Genomic DNA, 15912 nt, shown 5'->3' on the forward strand with positions numbered 1-15912 from the left:
TCTCGCCAGTCCTCGACCGCAAGGGAATCCGCTGATGACCGACGCATTCATCTACGACCATGTCCGTACGCCGCGTGGCCGGGGCAAGAGCAGCGGCGCGCTCCACGAGGTGAAGCCGATCGACCTCGTGGTCGGCCTGCTTGACGCGCTGCAGAAGCGCAATCCGACCCTCGACGCCGAGCGCATCGACGACCTCGTGCTCGGCGTCGTGTCGCCGGTGGCGGACCAAGGTGGGGACATCGCCAAGACCGCGGCCATCAAGGCTGGCCTCCCCGATACCACCGCGGGTGTCCAGCTCAATCGCTTCTGCGCGTCGGGTCTCGAGGCCGTCAACCAGACTGCCGCACGCGTCCGGAGCGGTTTCGAGGATCTCATCATCGCGGGCGGCGTCGAGTCCATGTCCCGAGTTCCGATGGGCTCAGACGGTGGCGCGTGGTCCAACGACCCCGCTACCAACTTCGAGACCGGCTTCGTTCCGCAAGGCGTTGGCGCCGACCTCATCGCCACCTTGGAGGGCTGGAGCCGCGCCGATGTTGACGGGTACGCCGCGCAGTCCCACGCACGCGCCGCTCATGCCTGGGAACAGGGTTACTACGACGGCTGCGTCGTCCCTGTGACCGACGAGCTCGGACAGGTCATCCTCGCCCGTGACGAGACGATCCGGCCGGACACATCTGTGGAGTCGCTGGCCGGTCTCAAGCCGTCGTTCGCTGCCATGGGCCGCGATGCCGGCTTCGACGATGTGGCGCTCGCGAAATACCACACCGTCGAAGCCATCGACCACGTGCACCATGCCGGCAACAGCTCCGGCATCGTCGACGGTGCTGCCCTGATGCTGATCGGGTCCGCCGTAGTGGGGGAGCAGCTCGGTCTCATCCCGAGGGCTCGGATCGTCTCCGTCGCGGTCTCCGGTGCCGACCCCACGATCATGCTCACCGGCCCCGCTCCGGCGGCACGCAAGGCGCTCGCCAAGGTGGGCCTGACCGCTGAGGACATCGACCTGTGGGAGATCAACGAGGCGTTCGCGGCGGTCGCCCTGCGTTTCATGCGCGACATGGGCATTGACGCCTCCGTCACCAATGTCAACGGTGGCGCCATCGCCATGGGCCACCCGCTCGGTGCCACCGGCGCGATCATCCTCGGCACGCTGATCGACGAGCTGGGGCGCCAAGGCAAGCGCCGCGGCCTGGCAACGCTTTGTGTAGGCGGCGGCATGGGCATTGCGACCATCGTCGAGCTCGTCTGAGTCAGCCCTCTCCTGATATCTAGAAGGACACTTCCATGAGCACTGAACAGACCGCCGTCACCTTCGACATCGATGCCGACGGCATTGTCACCCTGACGCTGGACGATCCCAACCAGTCAGCCAACACCATGAACGACCTGTACCTCGCTTCGATGGAATCAGTGGTCGAGCAGGTCCTGGGGACCCCTGACGTCGCCGGCGTCGTGATCGTCTCGGCGAAGAAGACCTTCTTCGCCGGAGGTGACCTGAAGAACATCCTCGCCCTGACTCCTGATCGCGCAGCCGAGGCCTTCGCGATGGCCGAGGCGATCAAGGCCCCGCTCCGCAAGCTGGAGCTCCTCGACAAGCCGGTGGTGGCGGCGATCAACGGTGCCGCCCTCGGCGGCGGCCTCGAGATCGCGCTCGCCGCAAACCGGCGCATCGCGGTCGACGGGTCGTACGACATCGGCCTGCCTGAAGTGGGCCTCGGGCTGCTGCCGGGTGGGGGCGGCATCACTCGCACGGTCAGGATGTTTGGCCTGGTGAAAGCGATCAGCGAGATCCTGGGCACCGGCGCCAAGTTCCGCCCAGCGGCGGCTCTCGCCGTCGGCCTGGTCGACGACGTGGTCGCGACCAGCGATGAACTGGTCCCAGCTGCCAAGGAGTGGATCACGCGCAACCCCGCGGCGGGCGCCCAGCCGTGGGACGCGAAGGACTACCGCCTGCCTGGCGGCAGTCCTTCGTCGCCGCAGATGGCGGCGTACCTCCCGGCGATCCCGCCGATGTTGCGCAAGCAGGTCAAGCAGGCCGACTACCGCGCTCCGAAGGCGATCGTTGCCGCGGCTGTCGAGGGTGCGCAGGTCGACTTCGACACTGCTTCCCGCATCGAGTCGCGCTATCTCGCGAAGCTGATCGTGGGGCAGCAGTCGAAGAACATGATCCAGGCGTTTTTCTTCGACCTGCAGTCGATCAACGCGGGCACGCTGCGCCCAGACGGCTTCGACCGCTATCGCCCGCAGAAGGCCGTTGTGCTTGGTGCCGGCATGATGGGTGCGGGAATCGCATACGTCCTCGCCCGGGCTGGCATCGAGGTCGTGCTCAAGGACATCACGATCGAGGCCGCGCAGAGGGGCAAGGACTACTCGCGGGCGATCAACGAGAAGGCGATCTCCCGCGGCAAGCTGACCCAGGAGAGGTCGGACGCCCTGCTCGCGCTGATCACCCCGACGGCCGACGCCGCCGCTGCGGCGGGTGCCGACCTTGTGGTCGAGGCGGTCTTCGAGGACGTCATGTTGAAGCAGGGAGTCTTCGCCGAGGTTGCCCCGTATCTAGCAGCTGGGGCGCTGCTCTGCTCGAACACGTCGACCCTGCCGATCACCGACCTCGCCAAGAGCATCGACCGACCAGCTGACTTCATCGGCCTGCACTTCTTCAGCCCCGTCGACAAGATGCCGCTCGTGGAGATCATCCGCGGCGCAGAAACCTCTGACGAGTCGCTCGCCCGTGCGTACGACGTCGTCCAGGTGATCCGAAAGACCCCGATCGTGGTCAACGACGCACGTGGCTTCTTCACCTCGCGCGTCATCGGCACCCAGATCGAGGAGGGCCTGGCGATGCTCCAAGAGGGTGTGCACCCGCTTTCGATCGAGCGGGCTGCTACGCAGGCTGGATTCCCCGTCGGTCCGCTCCAGATTGCCGATGAGCTCAACCTCGAGCTCATGCTCAAGATCTCGAAGACGACCCGCGAGGCCAACGGTGCCACTACGCCGACGGTGACCGAAGAGGTCTGCGCTCGCATGATCGAGATCGGTCGCCCGGGCAAGCTCAAGGGAGCCGGCTTCTACGAGTACGCCGACGGTCGCCGCAACTCGCTGTGGTCGAGCCTGTCCGGCGTCTTTCCGACGTCCGTGGAGCAGTTGCCGCTCGAAGACGTCCGCGAGCGGATGCTCGTCCGCGAGGCACTTGAGACCGCGAAGTGCTTCGAGGAAGGCGTGCTCACCTCAGCCGCCCACGCCAACATCGGCTCGATCTTCGGCATCGGCTTCCCTGGCCTCACCGGCGGTGCTGCTCAGTACATGGCCGGGTTCGAGGCCGATGACGGCTCGATCGGCCTGGCTGCGTTCCTCCGCCGCGCAGACGACCTGGCCGACGCATACGGCGAGCAACTGCGCCCGACGGCGTACCTGCGCGACCTCGCCGCCTCGGGGTCCGGTTTCCCCGCCTGACGGCAGCAGATCCTCCCCGGGCCGTGATATCAACGGTTCTCGCGGCCCGGGGGTTCCACTTTCCTCCTACGACAGGAGCACTACCGTGCCTGCTGACCGCACCCTCCCGACACCCGAGTCCGCCGATCTGATCGCACTCGTGCGCGAGATCGTCTCGCGCGATCTCGCGCCCCTCGCCGCCGGCGCCGAGGAGCGAGCGGCGTTCCCGCGGGAGGCCTTCAGGACGCTCGGTCGCATGGGTGTTCTCGGCCTCCCGTACGCCGAGGAGCATGGCGGCGGTGGTCAGCCCTACGAGGTCTACCTCCAGGCAGTCGAGGAGATCGCGTCGGCTTGGAGCAGTGTGGGAGTGGGCGTGTCGGTGCACGTGCTGTCGTGTTTCGGTCTTGTGACGGCCGGTAGCGAGGAACAGCGCAAGCAGCATCTTCCCGACATGGTCGGCGGCGAACTACTCGGTGCCTACTGCCTGTCGGAACCGCACGCCGGGTCCGATCCGGCTGCCATGACGACCCGCGCGACTCGTGTCGGGGACGAGTACGTCCTCCGGGGCGCAAAGGCATGGACCACCCATGGTGGCCAGGCCGACTTCTACAAGGTCATGGCCCGCACCGGTGACAGCCGTGGCGACATTTCCTGCTTCCTGGTTCCGGCGGGGACTCCCGGGCTCGCCGCCGATCGTCCCGAATCGAAGATGGGGCTCATGGGGTCGACCACGGCCACCATGCGCTTCGACGACGTCCGGATCCCGGTCGAGCGCCGGCTGGGCGCCGAGGGGGAGGGCCTCCGCATCGCGCTGGCCGGCCTCGACGCGGGCCGCCTCGGAATCGCCGCGGTCGCAACCGGTCTCGCGCAGGGGGCCCTCGACGCCGCCGTCGCCTATGCGCAGGAGCGCGAGACGTTCGACGAGCGGATCATCGACCATCAGGGCATGGCGTTCCTGCTCGCTGACATGGCCGCCGCCGTCGAGTCGGCGCGTGCGACCTACCTTGCCGCGGCGCGGCGCAAGGATGCTGGCCTGCCCTACTCGCGGCAGGCCTCAGTGGCCAAGCTTGTCGCCACGGACAACGCCATGAATGTGACCACCGACGCCGTGCAGGTCCTCGGCGGCTACGGCTACACCCGCGACTTCCCGGTCGAGCGGTACATGCGCGAGGCGAAGGTCATGCAGATATTCGAGGGAACGAACCAGATTCAGCGGATGGTCATCGGCCGACACCTTGATCGCGGAACTCGCGGCGAGCTCGCCGTCGCGGCCCGATAGTCCACCTCCAGCAATGCAAAGGAACGTCACGTGAACACCGTTGTAGCCCGCACCCAGGATCACATGTCGCATGACCTTCTTCTTCCCGAGGAGATCGTCGAACTGCGCGGCCGAGCACGGAAGTCGGTCGAGACCCACCTTGCGCCGGTGGCGCGCGAGATCGGCTCCCGCGAGGAATCCGTCGACAGCTTCCCGTGGGAGGCATTCCGCGGTCTGGCCTCTGACGGTCTCTTTGCCATCCCGTTCGGTACCAAGTACGGCGGCGGGTACGACAACCCGATGCTGGCTGTCTGCACCGCAGCCGAGGAGATCGCCTACCACTCGTCATCGATGGCGGGTGTATACGACGGCCAATGCATCTTGGTCCCGTCCACCCTTCGGTTCGCCTCCAAGCGGATGCAAGACCTGCTCATTCCGGAGCTCGTCTCGGGCCGCGAGGCATTCGCCTTCGCCACGACTGAGCCGGAGACGAGCTCGGACCTGACGGCCGAGCGTCTCGGTACCTGGGCGACCGAGACTCCGGACGGCTTCATCGTCAACGGGCGCAAGCGATGGATCACGAACAGCGTAGTCGCGCGATGGGTCTCGATTCTCGTTCGAGCAGGCGTCGATGGAAACAGGGCGCACATGCTTCTGATCGACCTCGGGAGCGATGGGGTTCGAATCGGTGCCCCGGATCTCAAGATGGGACACCGCGGTCAGATCACCGCTGACATCGCCCTTGAGGACGTCTTCGTTCCGAGGGAACACTTGCTGGGGGAGCCTGGCCGGGGGATGGCAGTCGCGTTGTCGTCGCTCGTTCGGGGTCGCATCGGCATCGGCGCAGCGGGTGTGGGCGTGGCGCAGGCGGCACTCGACCTGGCCGTGCACAGACTTCAGACGCGGCAGGTCTTCGGCCGCCCGCTTGGCGCCATGCAGTATTGGCAGTTTCAGATGGCGCAGCGAGCGACCGAACTCGAATGCGCGCGCAGCCTCTATCAGAAGGCGGCGCTGCTTCTCGATAACGGCGACGCGACCGCTGAACCCGAGGCTGCCATGGCGAAAGCGTATGGAACCCGGCTGGCCAACGACCTTGTTCGCGAGGCCATCCAGATCCACGGTGCGGTCGGATTCGCTCGCGAAGTCGGTGAGACGGGCGAATCGGTTCGTCTGGAGGAGATGTATCGCGACGCCAAGATTCTCGAGATCTTCGAGGGTGCGAACGAACTTCAGCAGTGGATCGTCGCGCGGCGCCTCCTTGGCCGCGACATCACTGGATAAAGGCAAAAGAAATGCGACCGCCGCAATTTTCGCCGATCAAACGTAACTCGACTTATGTTTCACAGTTAGGCAACTGTGGTGACGTACATCACGCATTTGTGTGACGTGGCTACGAGTGCGAATCGCTATCAGAAAGTTGACGCATGTTGACATCCAAGCAATTTCTCGCTGTGGGCGGCCGACGATGAGGCGCGTTCACAGCGCTGCCCTCGTCGCTCCGAGGCGTGGTGGTGGCGGGTTTGCGCAAACGGCCTTGGAGGACAACTGGCTCACAGGGGCCATCGCCAAGCTGGGCAAGTTCTATGCCTTCTGCTTGGAAGCAATGCGGCTCCTTGTGCTGAAACGCTTTCAGTTCCGCGAGTTCGTCGACCAGGCATGGTTCATCACGACCGTTTCGGTCGGGCCCGCGATCCTGGTCGCTATCCCGTTGTGCGTGATCATCATCTTCCAGGTCAACCAGCTCTTGATCCAGATCGGCGCTATCGACCTTGCCGGCGCCGGTGCGGCGGTCGCTGTTGTGCGCGAGATCGGACCGATCGTGAGCGTGCTAGTGGTCGCTGGCGCGGGGGCGACAGCGATCTGTGCCGATCTCGGATCGCGCAAGATCCGCGACGAGATCGATGCGATGATCACCTTGGGGATCAATCCGATCCATCGGCTCGCTGTGCCGCGAATCGCTGCGTCTGTCGTGGTCGCGGTGGCGCTCAACGGCGTGGTCTCGATCGTCGGCCTAGCGGGCGGTTACTACTTCTCGGTCGTCCTCCAGGGTGCGACGCCTGGACTCTTCGTCTCCAACCTCACGCTCCTGGTCGGCACCGCCGACTTCGTGACGTCGGAGGTCAAGGCGGCGGTCTTCGGGCTGCTGGCGGGGCTGACCGGGTGCTATCTGGGGCTCAATGCAAAGGGTGGCCCGAAAGGCGTGGGTGATGCGGTCAACCAAACGGTTGTGTTCGCCTTCATGTTGCTGTTCGCGGCCAACAGCATCATCACGCTCATCTACTTCCAGATCCAAGGGACGAAATGACATGGCGACCATCGACTGGATGACCGAGCTTCCGCGGGCCGCGGTCGGCAGATTCACCGAGCTCGGGCGGCAGTTCGAATTTTATGGCAAAGCGGTCGCGCATGTGCCCCGGGCACTGCGCGGACACCGCCGAGAGATTCTTCGGCTGATCGCCGAGGTCAGTCTCGGTACCGGGGCGCTCGCTGTCATCGGTGGCACCGTCGTGGTCGTCGCCTTCCTCACCGCGTTCATCGGTGTGGAGGTCGGCCTGCAGGCGTACACGACGTTCGGAAATATCGGGGTCGAGGTCCTGTCCGGGTTCTTCTCGGCCTACTTCAACACGCGCGAGGCGGCGCCGATCCTGTCCGCGATCGCGCTGACGGCGACCGTGGGCGCGGGCTTCACCGCCCAGCTGGGGGCGATGCGGGTCAGTGAGGAGATCGATGCCCTGGAGGTGATGGCGATCCCATCGATCCCGTACCTGGTCACCACGCGGATCATCGCTGGGCTGATCGCCGTCATTCCGCTCTTCGCCATCGCAGTGGTGATGACGTTCGCGGCCACCCGACTGGTGGTCACCATCGGGTTCGGGCAGGCCGCCGGGACGTACGACCACTACTTCCGCACCTTCTTGGTGCCAGGTGACCTCGCGCTGGCACTTCTCAAGGTGTCGATCATGGCGGTCGTCGTCATGGCGGTCTGCTGCTTCTACGGGTACGACGCCACTGGCGGCCCTGCAGGCGTCGGTCGCGCGGTGGGCCTCGCCGTGCGGACCTCCCTTGTCCTGATCATGATCATCGACCTCGCCTTCGGCCTCGCCCTGTGGGGCGGCACGTCGGTCCACATCTCGGGGTGAACTCGTGAACCTTCGCCATCTCATCTACGGCATCTCCTGCATCGGGCTCGCCGCCGTTGTCGTCGCAGGAGTGCTCGCGCTCTACCGCGGCGACTTCCGCCGCTCCGTTGCCGTCACCGTGGACGCTCCACGCGCTGGCCTGGCGATGCAGCCCGGCTCCGACGTGAAGCTGCGGGGCGTCAAGATCGGTCGCGTCGACGCGGTCGAGGCCACATCTGACGGGGCGCGGCTGCGGATCACGATCGACCAGGACCAGGCCCACTGGGTCGGGCGCGACGCAACCGCGGCCATCGTGCCGCCGACCGCGTTCGGCGCGAAGTACGTCTCGTTGACGAGCCCGGAGCCGTCATCCCCGCGCATCGGACAGAACACGACGATCGCGGCCGATGACGTGACTGTCGAGGTCAACGAAGCGTTCACGAACCTCAACGGGGTGCTCGCGGCCGCACAGCCGGACAAGGTGGACAACGCGCTCACCGCGCTCGCCGGCGGCGTCAACGGTCGTGGCGATGAGATCAACTCGCTGATCGGGTCGGGGTCGCAGTGGGTGGACACTGTGAACGGCTCACGGAAGGCGCTGGACAGAGACCTCGCCACCGCGGCCCCGGTCGCCCGTCAATACGACTCGATGGTTCCCGACCTCCTCGCGACGCTCGAACAGGCCACCACCACGAGCCGTACGCTGTCGCAGAAGCAGAGCCAGCTGGCACTCACCGCGAACGAAGCCACCCGGCTCAGCAACGACACCGGCCCGCTGCTCGCCAAGATCAACAGGCCGCTCGAGCGCAACCTCGAGCTCCTTCAGCCGGTCACCGCCCTGGCTGCGCACTACTCCTCGGAGCTGCCTTGCGTGCTCGAGGGCACGGTCGTGGCGGAGAGGATGGCCGAGGACGCGGTCGGCGGTCAACGCATGGGCATCTCGACCTACACCCGACTGAGGCCGTCGCGCGAGCCCTACATGTACCCCAACGATCTCCCGGTCGTCGGCGACCAGAGCGGACCGGAGTGCCGCGGCATGCCCGTGGTGACGAACGACGAAGCGGCATCGCTCGCGCCACACCTGAAAACCGGGACCGACCCGCAGCACACCGGTCCTGCATCCCCGACCGAGGAACTGCGTACGACCTTCTTCGGTGCGCTGGCCGGGGTGGTGAACCTCGGATGACCAATCGCACCAAGCACCGAGCGACACTCCTGAAGTTGAGCGTGTTCGCGGCCGTGTCCGCAGCCATCGCGGCCTACCTGGTGATCCTCGTCAGCGACTCCTCGCCGGGCTCGATGACCTCCTACACAGCAGTGTTCGAGGACGTCTCCGGCCTGCAAGAGGGAGACGAGGTCCGGGTGGCCAGCGTCGCAGTGGGCAAGGTCGAATCGATGAAGATCGGTGCGCGCAACACAGTCAGGGTCGAGTTCGACGTCCCCAGAGACATCCCACTCACCCTCACGACGCGAGCGACGGTCAGATACAAGAACCTCATCGGCGACCGTTACCTGGAGCTTGCCAAGCCGGACCGACCGTCGCAGCCTTTGGGGGCGGACCGGACCATCCCGCTCAGCCGCACGGCGGCCGCTCTCGACCTGGATACTCTCCTCAACGGATTCAAGCCACTCTTCGCCGGACTGGCACCCAAGCAGATCAACGCGCTCTCCACCCAGCTGATCAAAGTGCTCCAGGGGCAGAACGGAGCGGTGGCCTCGCTGGTCACCACCATCGCCTCCTTCACCACCACCGTGGCCGAACGCGGCGAGCTGGTCGGACGGGTGATCGACAACCTCAACGCCGTGCTGGGGACCGTCGACCAGCATCGCGAGGAACTGAGCACGGTCATCACCCAGCTCAAGGACCTCAGCAAGGGGCTGGACAAGGACGCGCCCACGGTGCTCGCGGCACTCGGCGAGATCGACACCGTCGCAGTCTCCGGCGAAGACCTGCTCGCCCGAACCGACCAGACCATCGCCGCAGACCTGGCCGGCCTGCGCTCGGTGACTGGAAACCTCGACCGCAAGGACGACCAGCTGGCGAGCATCCTCGACCAGCTCCCCGGCCACTACCAGGCGGTCATGCCGACCGGGTCGTTCGGCAACTTCTTCAACTTCTACCTCTGCGGCCTCCAGCTGAGGATCACGCCGGAGGAGGACCCGACGGCGAAGCCGGTCACGACCCCATGGATCAACAGTGATGTAGCGAGGTGCCAGCCATGACGACCCTCAAAGAGATGCTCGCGGAGAAGAGCTTCCAGGAGCGCGACCCCATCCGGATCGCGATCGTCACCACTCTCGCGCTGGCCCTTGTCGCGGCGGTCCTCATCCGCTGGAACAGTCTTCCGTTGATCGCAGGCGGATACCAGCACACCGCCTACTTCGCCGACGCCGGTGGGCTGAAGGAGGGCGACGATGTCCTCGTCTCCGGGATGACGGTCGGAGAGGTGAAGAACATCGCTCTGGACGGGACCCGGGTGAGGGTGGACTTCGAGATCACTCCTCAGGAGGTGCGTCTCGGTAGCAAGTCGAAGGCCGCGATCGTCACCCTGACCCTGCTCGGCCGCGCCGGCCTCCAAGTCACCTCGGCGGGGGAGGGCGAGCTCGGAGAGGCGATCCCGGTCGCTCGGACGTCCTCACCCTACGAGCTCACCAGTGCCCTGGCGGACCTGACAACTACATCCGAGCAGATCGACACCGAGGCGCTGACGAACGCGCTCGACACCGCCTCCGGCACCCTGACCGGAACCGAGGACCAGATCAAACCGGCCCTCGACGGCGTCACCGGGGTCGCGCAGACGATCGCCGGCCACGACGACCAGCTGCGACAGCTGTTGGAGCGCGCCTCCTCGGTCTCCGAGCTGCTCAGCGAACGCAACTCGGACATCACGACCCTTCTGGGGTCGGGTGGGGACCTGCTCCAGCAGCTCAACGCCAACCAGCAGCTGATCATCTCCCTGCTGCACGACGCGACTGCCCTCTCGCAGCAGATCCAGGTCACCATCGCTCGACTCCAGAAGGACACTCCGCCCGCGCTGAAGCACCTCAACAAGGTGGTCGCGCTGCTCAACGACAAGAAGGAGCAGGTCGACGCGACCATCGCGGGTCTCTACAGCTACGCCTACGAGCTGGGGGAGGCCTTCTCCAGCGGGCCGTTCTTCGACGCGTACATCCAAAATCTCACCGCGCCCAGCTCGCTGACGCCGGTCCTCTCGGAGGTGTTGCAGTGAAAATCCTTCAGACCCGCAACGTGGTCATCGCGGTGGTGGTGGCGCTCGTCGCCGCCGGAGCCTTGGTCGCACTGCAGCAACGCGAGCACCGGGTCACTGCGTACTTCACGACATCGACCGGGCTGTACACCGGCGACGAGGTCAAGGTGCTCGGCGTAGCAGTGGGCAAGGTCGCTGCGATCCATCCCGAAGGCAAGAAGGTGCGGGTCGAGATGGACGTCGACGCCCGCCAGCGGTTCCCGCGCGGGGCAAATGCTGCGATCGTCTCGCCCAGCCTGGTCAGCGGCCGTTTCGTGCAGATCTTTCCTGCGTACGCCGGTGGTCCCGCGATGGCGGACGGTGCGGCGATCCCGCTGAGCCGGACCGCGGTGCCGGTCTCCTTCGACGAGGTCAAGAAGCAGCTGACCGATCTGGCGACAGCGCTCGGGCCGCAAGGCACCGACAAGACCGGCGCGCTCGATCGGATCCTCACCAGTGTCGACGCCAACCTCGACGACGGGGCCGACGTCTCGCTGCGCAACTCCCTCGTGGAGATGCGACGTGCAGCAGAGACCCTTGCATCGGGTCGTCAGGACCTGTTCGCCACCATCTCCAACCTCAACGCCTTCATCGCCAACCTGGTGGCCAACGATCAGGCGCTACGCAGGTTCACGAAGCAGTTGGCGCAGTTCTCCGGCGTCCTCGCCGCCAACCGGAAGGCGATCGCACGGAGCCTGGATGAGCTTCAAGGTGCGCTGAAGCAGGTCCAGACGTACGTCGACACCAACGAACGCGCGCTCGGGACCAGCGTCAAGGAACTCAACGAGCTCGTCGCGACGGTCTCGAACCGCTCCGACCAGGTGGCCGGAATCCTCCACGTCGCACCGCACACTGTGAACAACTTCTACAACACCTTCTCCGACCAGGCGGTCACCGGTCGGGCGACGCTCAACAACCTTCAGGGTGTCGCGCAGCTGCTCTGCGGTGGGATCCTCGGCACCGGCGGGACGGCGGAGCAGTGCCAGCAGGCTGTTCAGCCACTCCTGACCACGCTCGGACTCAGCGAACTTCCGATCCATGTCGCCACCGGGCCGGGGGAGAAGTCCGAAAGGACGAGACCGCCATCCAGCGGCTCGCCCGAGACTCCCGCTCCCGACGATCTGCTCGTACAGCTGACCCAGCTGGGCCAGACCGATAGGGAGACCCGATGAACACGCGACTTGCAGCAGTCCTGCTCCTCCTTGCTTGTGCCGTTCTAACGTCGGGCTGCGATCTACGTCCCAACTCCCACACGCTGCCCGGGCAGGTCGCGGTCGGGCGCGACGGCTACACGGTCACCGCCACGTTCGACAACGTGGAGAACCTGGTGCCCAACTCAGCGGTCATGGCAGACGACGTCACGATCGGCACGGTCACCCGGATCGCGGTCAGCGATTGGAAGGCCAAGGTGACGATGCGTCTCAAGCGCTCGACTCGCCTCCCCGCCAACGTTCGGCTGCTGATCGGCCAGAAGACGCTGCTCGGCGCGCAGTACGTCGAGATCCAGCAACCCGTGCAGCCGGCCGGACACCTCGTCGACGGCGCGAAGCTCACCGAGGCTGACACCGGTGTCTACCCGGAGACCGAGCAGATCCTTGCCGGGGTGTCGCTGCTGTTGAACAACGGTGGTCTGTCCCAGCTGAGCACGATCACCGGCGAGCTCTCGCGAGCTCTCGACGGGCGCATTCCCGATACCCGCCAGCTGATCCGACAGCTGAACCAGGTGCTGGCGGTCGCAGACCGCCGCAAGCAGGAGTTCATCGCAGCGCTCACCAAGATCGACTCGCTTGCCGCGAAGCTGCGGAAGGAGCGCGAGATGGTGGCCGATGCGCTCGACGCTGTCGCTCCCGGGCTGAAGGCACTCGAGACCGAGCGCAAGCAGCTGGTGCACGCGATCGATGCGGTCGGTCACTTGAGCAAGGTCGGCAACGAGGTGATCACGCGCAGTCGCGACTCGCTCGAGGCCAATCTCGAGTCGATGCGCCCGATCCTGAACGAGCTCGCGAAGGCGGGCGACAGCATTCCCGAGGCGTTGAAGTACCTCATCACCGTGCCGTTCCCGGTAGGTACCTCAGAGAACGCGTTCCGTGGCGACTACGTGAACCTCTTCGCCACCATCGACGTCTCGGTGCCGTCCCTCACCGCAGCGTTCCTCGGCGACCTGCCCGGGACCGGCGTCTCCTCGGGGTCTGGTGCATCCGGCGTTACCGCCGACGACATCCTGGGAAACCTGCCCGGCGCTGCCGACGGCGGGGCCGGTGAAGGTCTCGTCCAGAAGTCGCCGAGCAACCAGGACACGGGCCAGCCGGGTGACGATGACTCGTCGAGCCCGTCCTCGGCACCCGACTGCGGAACCCTCCGTGATCTGATCGGGGGCTGCTGATGTTGTCCCGGCTGGTCAGGAAGCAGCTGATCGCCTTCACCGTCATTGGTGTGCTGGCGACGGTCTTCGCGGCGATCCGCTACGTCGATCTACCTCAGGTCCTCGGAGCGGGCCACTACACGGTCACGGCGCGCTTCGCCGACATCAGCGGCCTCTACCCCCGGGCGATCGTCACCTACCGAGGCGCAGACATCGGGCTCGTGCGCTCGATCCGTCTCACGCCCGGCGGGACCGAAGTCGACCTGAGCCTGCGTACGACGTCGAAGATCCCGCGCGATGTCGTCGCCAGCATCCACAGCACGTCCGCCATCGGTGAGCAGTACGTCGACCTGGTGCCGCGCGCCGACGGCGGTCCCTACCTGGCCGATGGGTCGGTGATCACTGTGGCCGACACCCGCGAGATGCCGCAGATCGGCCCGGTTCTCACCAGTCTCAACCGCACGCTGGCCTCGGTGCCGAACGACCGCCTCACCCGTGTGCTCGACCAGTCAAACACGGGTCTTGGTGGGGCTGGTCCTGATATCGGTCAGCTCCTGGGTGATGCCAACGCGATCGCCGAGGATGCCAATGCGTACGTCGACGAGACGACGTACTTGATCGAGGGCGTCTCGCCGTTCCTGGAGACGCAGACGGATCTGGCAGCCGAGGAGCGCGCTGCGCTCGCTTCGCTCTCGGCCACCACCCGGCAGCTCCAGGCCAGCGACCCGGATCTGCGCCGTCTGCTGACCACCGTGCCCGCGGCGGCCGGCACCGTCGATGACCTCGTTCGGGGGGTCACCCCGACGCTGCCGACTCTGCTGGCAAACCTCACAGCTCCAGCCGAGGTCCTCAACGTCTACCTCCCCAACCTCAAACAGACATTCATCGTCTACCCCGTGATGATGGCCGCCGTTCAAGGAGCGCTGCTGCCGCACACCGACACCGGCGCAGTCAAGCTCGACCTCCGCACCAACGTGAACAACCCGCCCTCGTGCACCGACGGCTTCATACCGAAGTCGGAGCGCCGTATCCCATCGGATCTCAGCAAGCGCTCCACACCGCTCGGGATGCACTGCATCGCCGACAACACGACCGAAGGCGTACGCGGAGCGCGGTTCTCGCCGTGTCCGAACGATCCGACCAAGCGTGCTGCGACGCCGGTGGGATGCGGGTTGCGCTTCGGTGCGGGCTCGCGTGCGGAGCGACCCGGCACCAAGGTCGATGCGTCGCCGGACCCGAGCGGTGTCGCCACCTATGACCCGATCACCGGGTATCTCCAGGCACCCCAAGGCGGCACGTATCGCGTCGGGGATGCCGTCTCGATCCCTCCAGGGGCTCCCTGGACACGTCTGTTGCTACCGGAGGAGAAATGACCACACTGACCGAGGCACTGGCCGTCCCACACCTCAAGAGGGTTCTCGCGGTACCAGGTCCGCCCTTCAGGATGCTCGCCTATCTCGGGCTCGTTGTCCTCGTGGTGCTGGCGTCGGTTCAGATCGTCGCCATCCACCGCCAAGGTGAGCGCACCGAGGCGCGGCGTGATGCGGTGGCGGTGGCACAGCGGAGCGTTTCCGCGTTGACCACCGTCAGCACCAAGAACCTCGACGACGACATCTCCCGGATGATGAAGGACGCCACGCCGGGGTTCCGCGGCCAGTTCGAGAAACAGGCGTCGGCATTCCGGGAAGGCGTACGCCAGGGCAAGGTGACCTCGAAAGGGTCGGTGAACGCGGCGGGGATCTCCTCGATCACCGAGAGGAAAGCCATCGTCATGGTCGCCGCTGACGGGACGGTATCGAACACCGTCTCGTCCGGGCCTCAAGAACGCAGCTATCGCCTGCGGGTGACGTTGAAGCGCACCGGCGAGCGCTGGCTGGTGAGCGGAATGGAGTTCGTCTCATGAGCAACCCACAGTCCTCGACCCCCGCAGGTCTCAGGCGCGTGTGGATCGCGATCGCCGTCCTCGCCATCGCCCTCGTAGCCCTCAACGTCGGCCTGCTGCGCGAACGCCAGTCCGGTGACCGTGTAGAGGAGGCACGTGCGGAGGCCGTCAAGAGTGCGAAGACCCTGGTACCAACCGTGCTTTCCTACGACTACCGCCGACTCGATGCCGACCTCGCCAAGGCGAAGGCATCCACCACCGGTCGGTTCGCAACCGAGTACGCCGGCGTGGTCGACGGCACGCTCCGCCAGTCCGCGGTCCAGGGCAAGGTCGTCTCGAAGGCCACTGTCACCGGCTCCTCTCTTGTCACCGCCACCGAGAACCGCGCCGTGGTGTTGCTCTTCGTTGCCCAGTCGACGACTCGATCCGGCTCGAAGGTGCCGACGATCAGCACCAGCAGAGTCGAGGCCAGCCTCGCACTGAGCGACGGACAGTGGCTTGTCGCCGGGATCACCACCGTCTGAGGTGGTCCCGGAGGGACGCTGCGCCAAGTCGATGCTGTCTACGCCGCAGGCGTGGCTCACCGGAGCGTGAGAGGTGCGGTATTATGAACT

General features: G+C 66.0%; 14 protein-coding genes. All 14 read left to right on the forward strand.

Features of this window, described 5'->3' with window-relative positions; genetic code table 11:
- Positions 1–34 precede the first annotated feature (34 nt).
- The 14 genes from ABZZ22_RS05550 (at position 35) to ABZZ22_RS05615 (ending at position 15822) form a co-directional block, all read left to right on the forward strand.
- Positions 35–1246, forward strand: a complete 1212-nt coding sequence (locus tag ABZZ22_RS05550) for an acetyl-CoA C-acetyltransferase (protein WP_354927637.1) — start codon at positions 35–37, stop codon at positions 1244–1246.
- Between the two features lie 35 nt (positions 1247–1281).
- Complete coding sequence (locus tag ABZZ22_RS05555; RefSeq protein ID WP_354927639.1) at positions 1282–3450, forward strand: 3-hydroxyacyl-CoA dehydrogenase NAD-binding domain-containing protein; 2169 nt, start codon at positions 1282–1284, stop codon at positions 3448–3450.
- An 85-nt stretch (positions 3451–3535) separates the two neighbouring features.
- Positions 3536–4708, forward strand: a complete 1173-nt coding sequence (locus ABZZ22_RS05560) for an acyl-CoA dehydrogenase family protein (RefSeq protein ID WP_354927641.1) — start codon at positions 3536–3538, stop codon at positions 4706–4708.
- A 30-nt stretch (positions 4709–4738) separates the two neighbouring features.
- Complete coding sequence (locus ABZZ22_RS05565; protein WP_354927643.1) at positions 4739–5968, forward strand: acyl-CoA dehydrogenase family protein; 1230 nt, start codon at positions 4739–4741, stop codon at positions 5966–5968.
- Positions 5969–6290: 322 nt separating this feature from the next.
- Complete coding sequence (locus tag ABZZ22_RS05570) at positions 6291–6992, forward strand: ABC transporter permease (protein WP_354927739.1); 702 nt, start codon at positions 6291–6293, stop codon at positions 6990–6992.
- A 1-nt stretch (position 6993) separates the two neighbouring features.
- Positions 6994–7827, forward strand: a complete 834-nt coding sequence (locus ABZZ22_RS05575) for an ABC transporter permease (protein ID WP_354927645.1) — start codon at positions 6994–6996, stop codon at positions 7825–7827.
- A gap of 4 nt (positions 7828–7831) precedes the next feature.
- Positions 7832–8992 carry an MCE family protein gene (locus ABZZ22_RS05580; RefSeq protein WP_354927647.1) on the forward strand — a complete coding sequence of 387 codons (1161 nt, stop codon included), beginning with the start codon at positions 7832–7834 and terminating at the stop codon, positions 8990–8992.
- Between the two features lie 41 nt (positions 8993–9033).
- Entirely contained in the window at positions 9034–10029 is a 996-nt protein-coding gene (locus tag ABZZ22_RS05585; RefSeq protein WP_354927742.1) for an MCE family protein, read from the forward strand.
- Entirely contained in the window at positions 10026–11036 is a 1011-nt protein-coding gene (locus ABZZ22_RS05590) for an MCE family protein (protein ID WP_354927649.1), read from the forward strand. Before ABZZ22_RS05585 ends, ABZZ22_RS05590 begins: the two co-directional genes overlap by 4 nt.
- Positions 11033–12226, forward strand: a complete 1194-nt coding sequence (locus ABZZ22_RS05595; protein WP_354927651.1) for an MCE family protein — start codon at positions 11033–11035, stop codon at positions 12224–12226. Before ABZZ22_RS05590 ends, ABZZ22_RS05595 begins: the two co-directional genes overlap by 4 nt.
- On the forward strand, positions 12223–13437 hold the full coding sequence (locus ABZZ22_RS05600; RefSeq protein ID WP_354927652.1) for an MCE family protein: 1215 nt from the start codon (positions 12223–12225) through the stop codon (positions 13435–13437). Before ABZZ22_RS05595 ends, ABZZ22_RS05600 begins: the two co-directional genes overlap by 4 nt.
- Positions 13437–14789 (forward strand): MlaD family protein, encoded by a 1353-nt coding sequence (locus ABZZ22_RS05605; RefSeq protein WP_354927654.1) that lies wholly within the window; start codon positions 13437–13439, stop codon positions 14787–14789. Before ABZZ22_RS05600 ends, ABZZ22_RS05605 begins: the two co-directional genes overlap by 1 nt.
- Entirely contained in the window at positions 14786–15319 is a 534-nt protein-coding gene (locus ABZZ22_RS05610) for a hypothetical protein (protein WP_354927656.1), read from the forward strand. The genes ABZZ22_RS05605 and ABZZ22_RS05610 overlap by 4 nt, the downstream gene beginning before the upstream one ends.
- Positions 15316–15822, forward strand: a complete 507-nt coding sequence (locus tag ABZZ22_RS05615; protein ID WP_354927658.1) for a hypothetical protein — start codon at positions 15316–15318, stop codon at positions 15820–15822. Before ABZZ22_RS05610 ends, ABZZ22_RS05615 begins: the two co-directional genes overlap by 4 nt.
- Positions 15823–15912 lie beyond the last annotated feature (90 nt).

Origin of the sequence: Nocardioides sp. NPDC006273 (assembly GCF_040613495.1) — a bacterium.
Taxonomy (GTDB): Bacteria; Actinomycetota; Actinomycetes; order Propionibacteriales; family Nocardioidaceae; genus Nocardioides.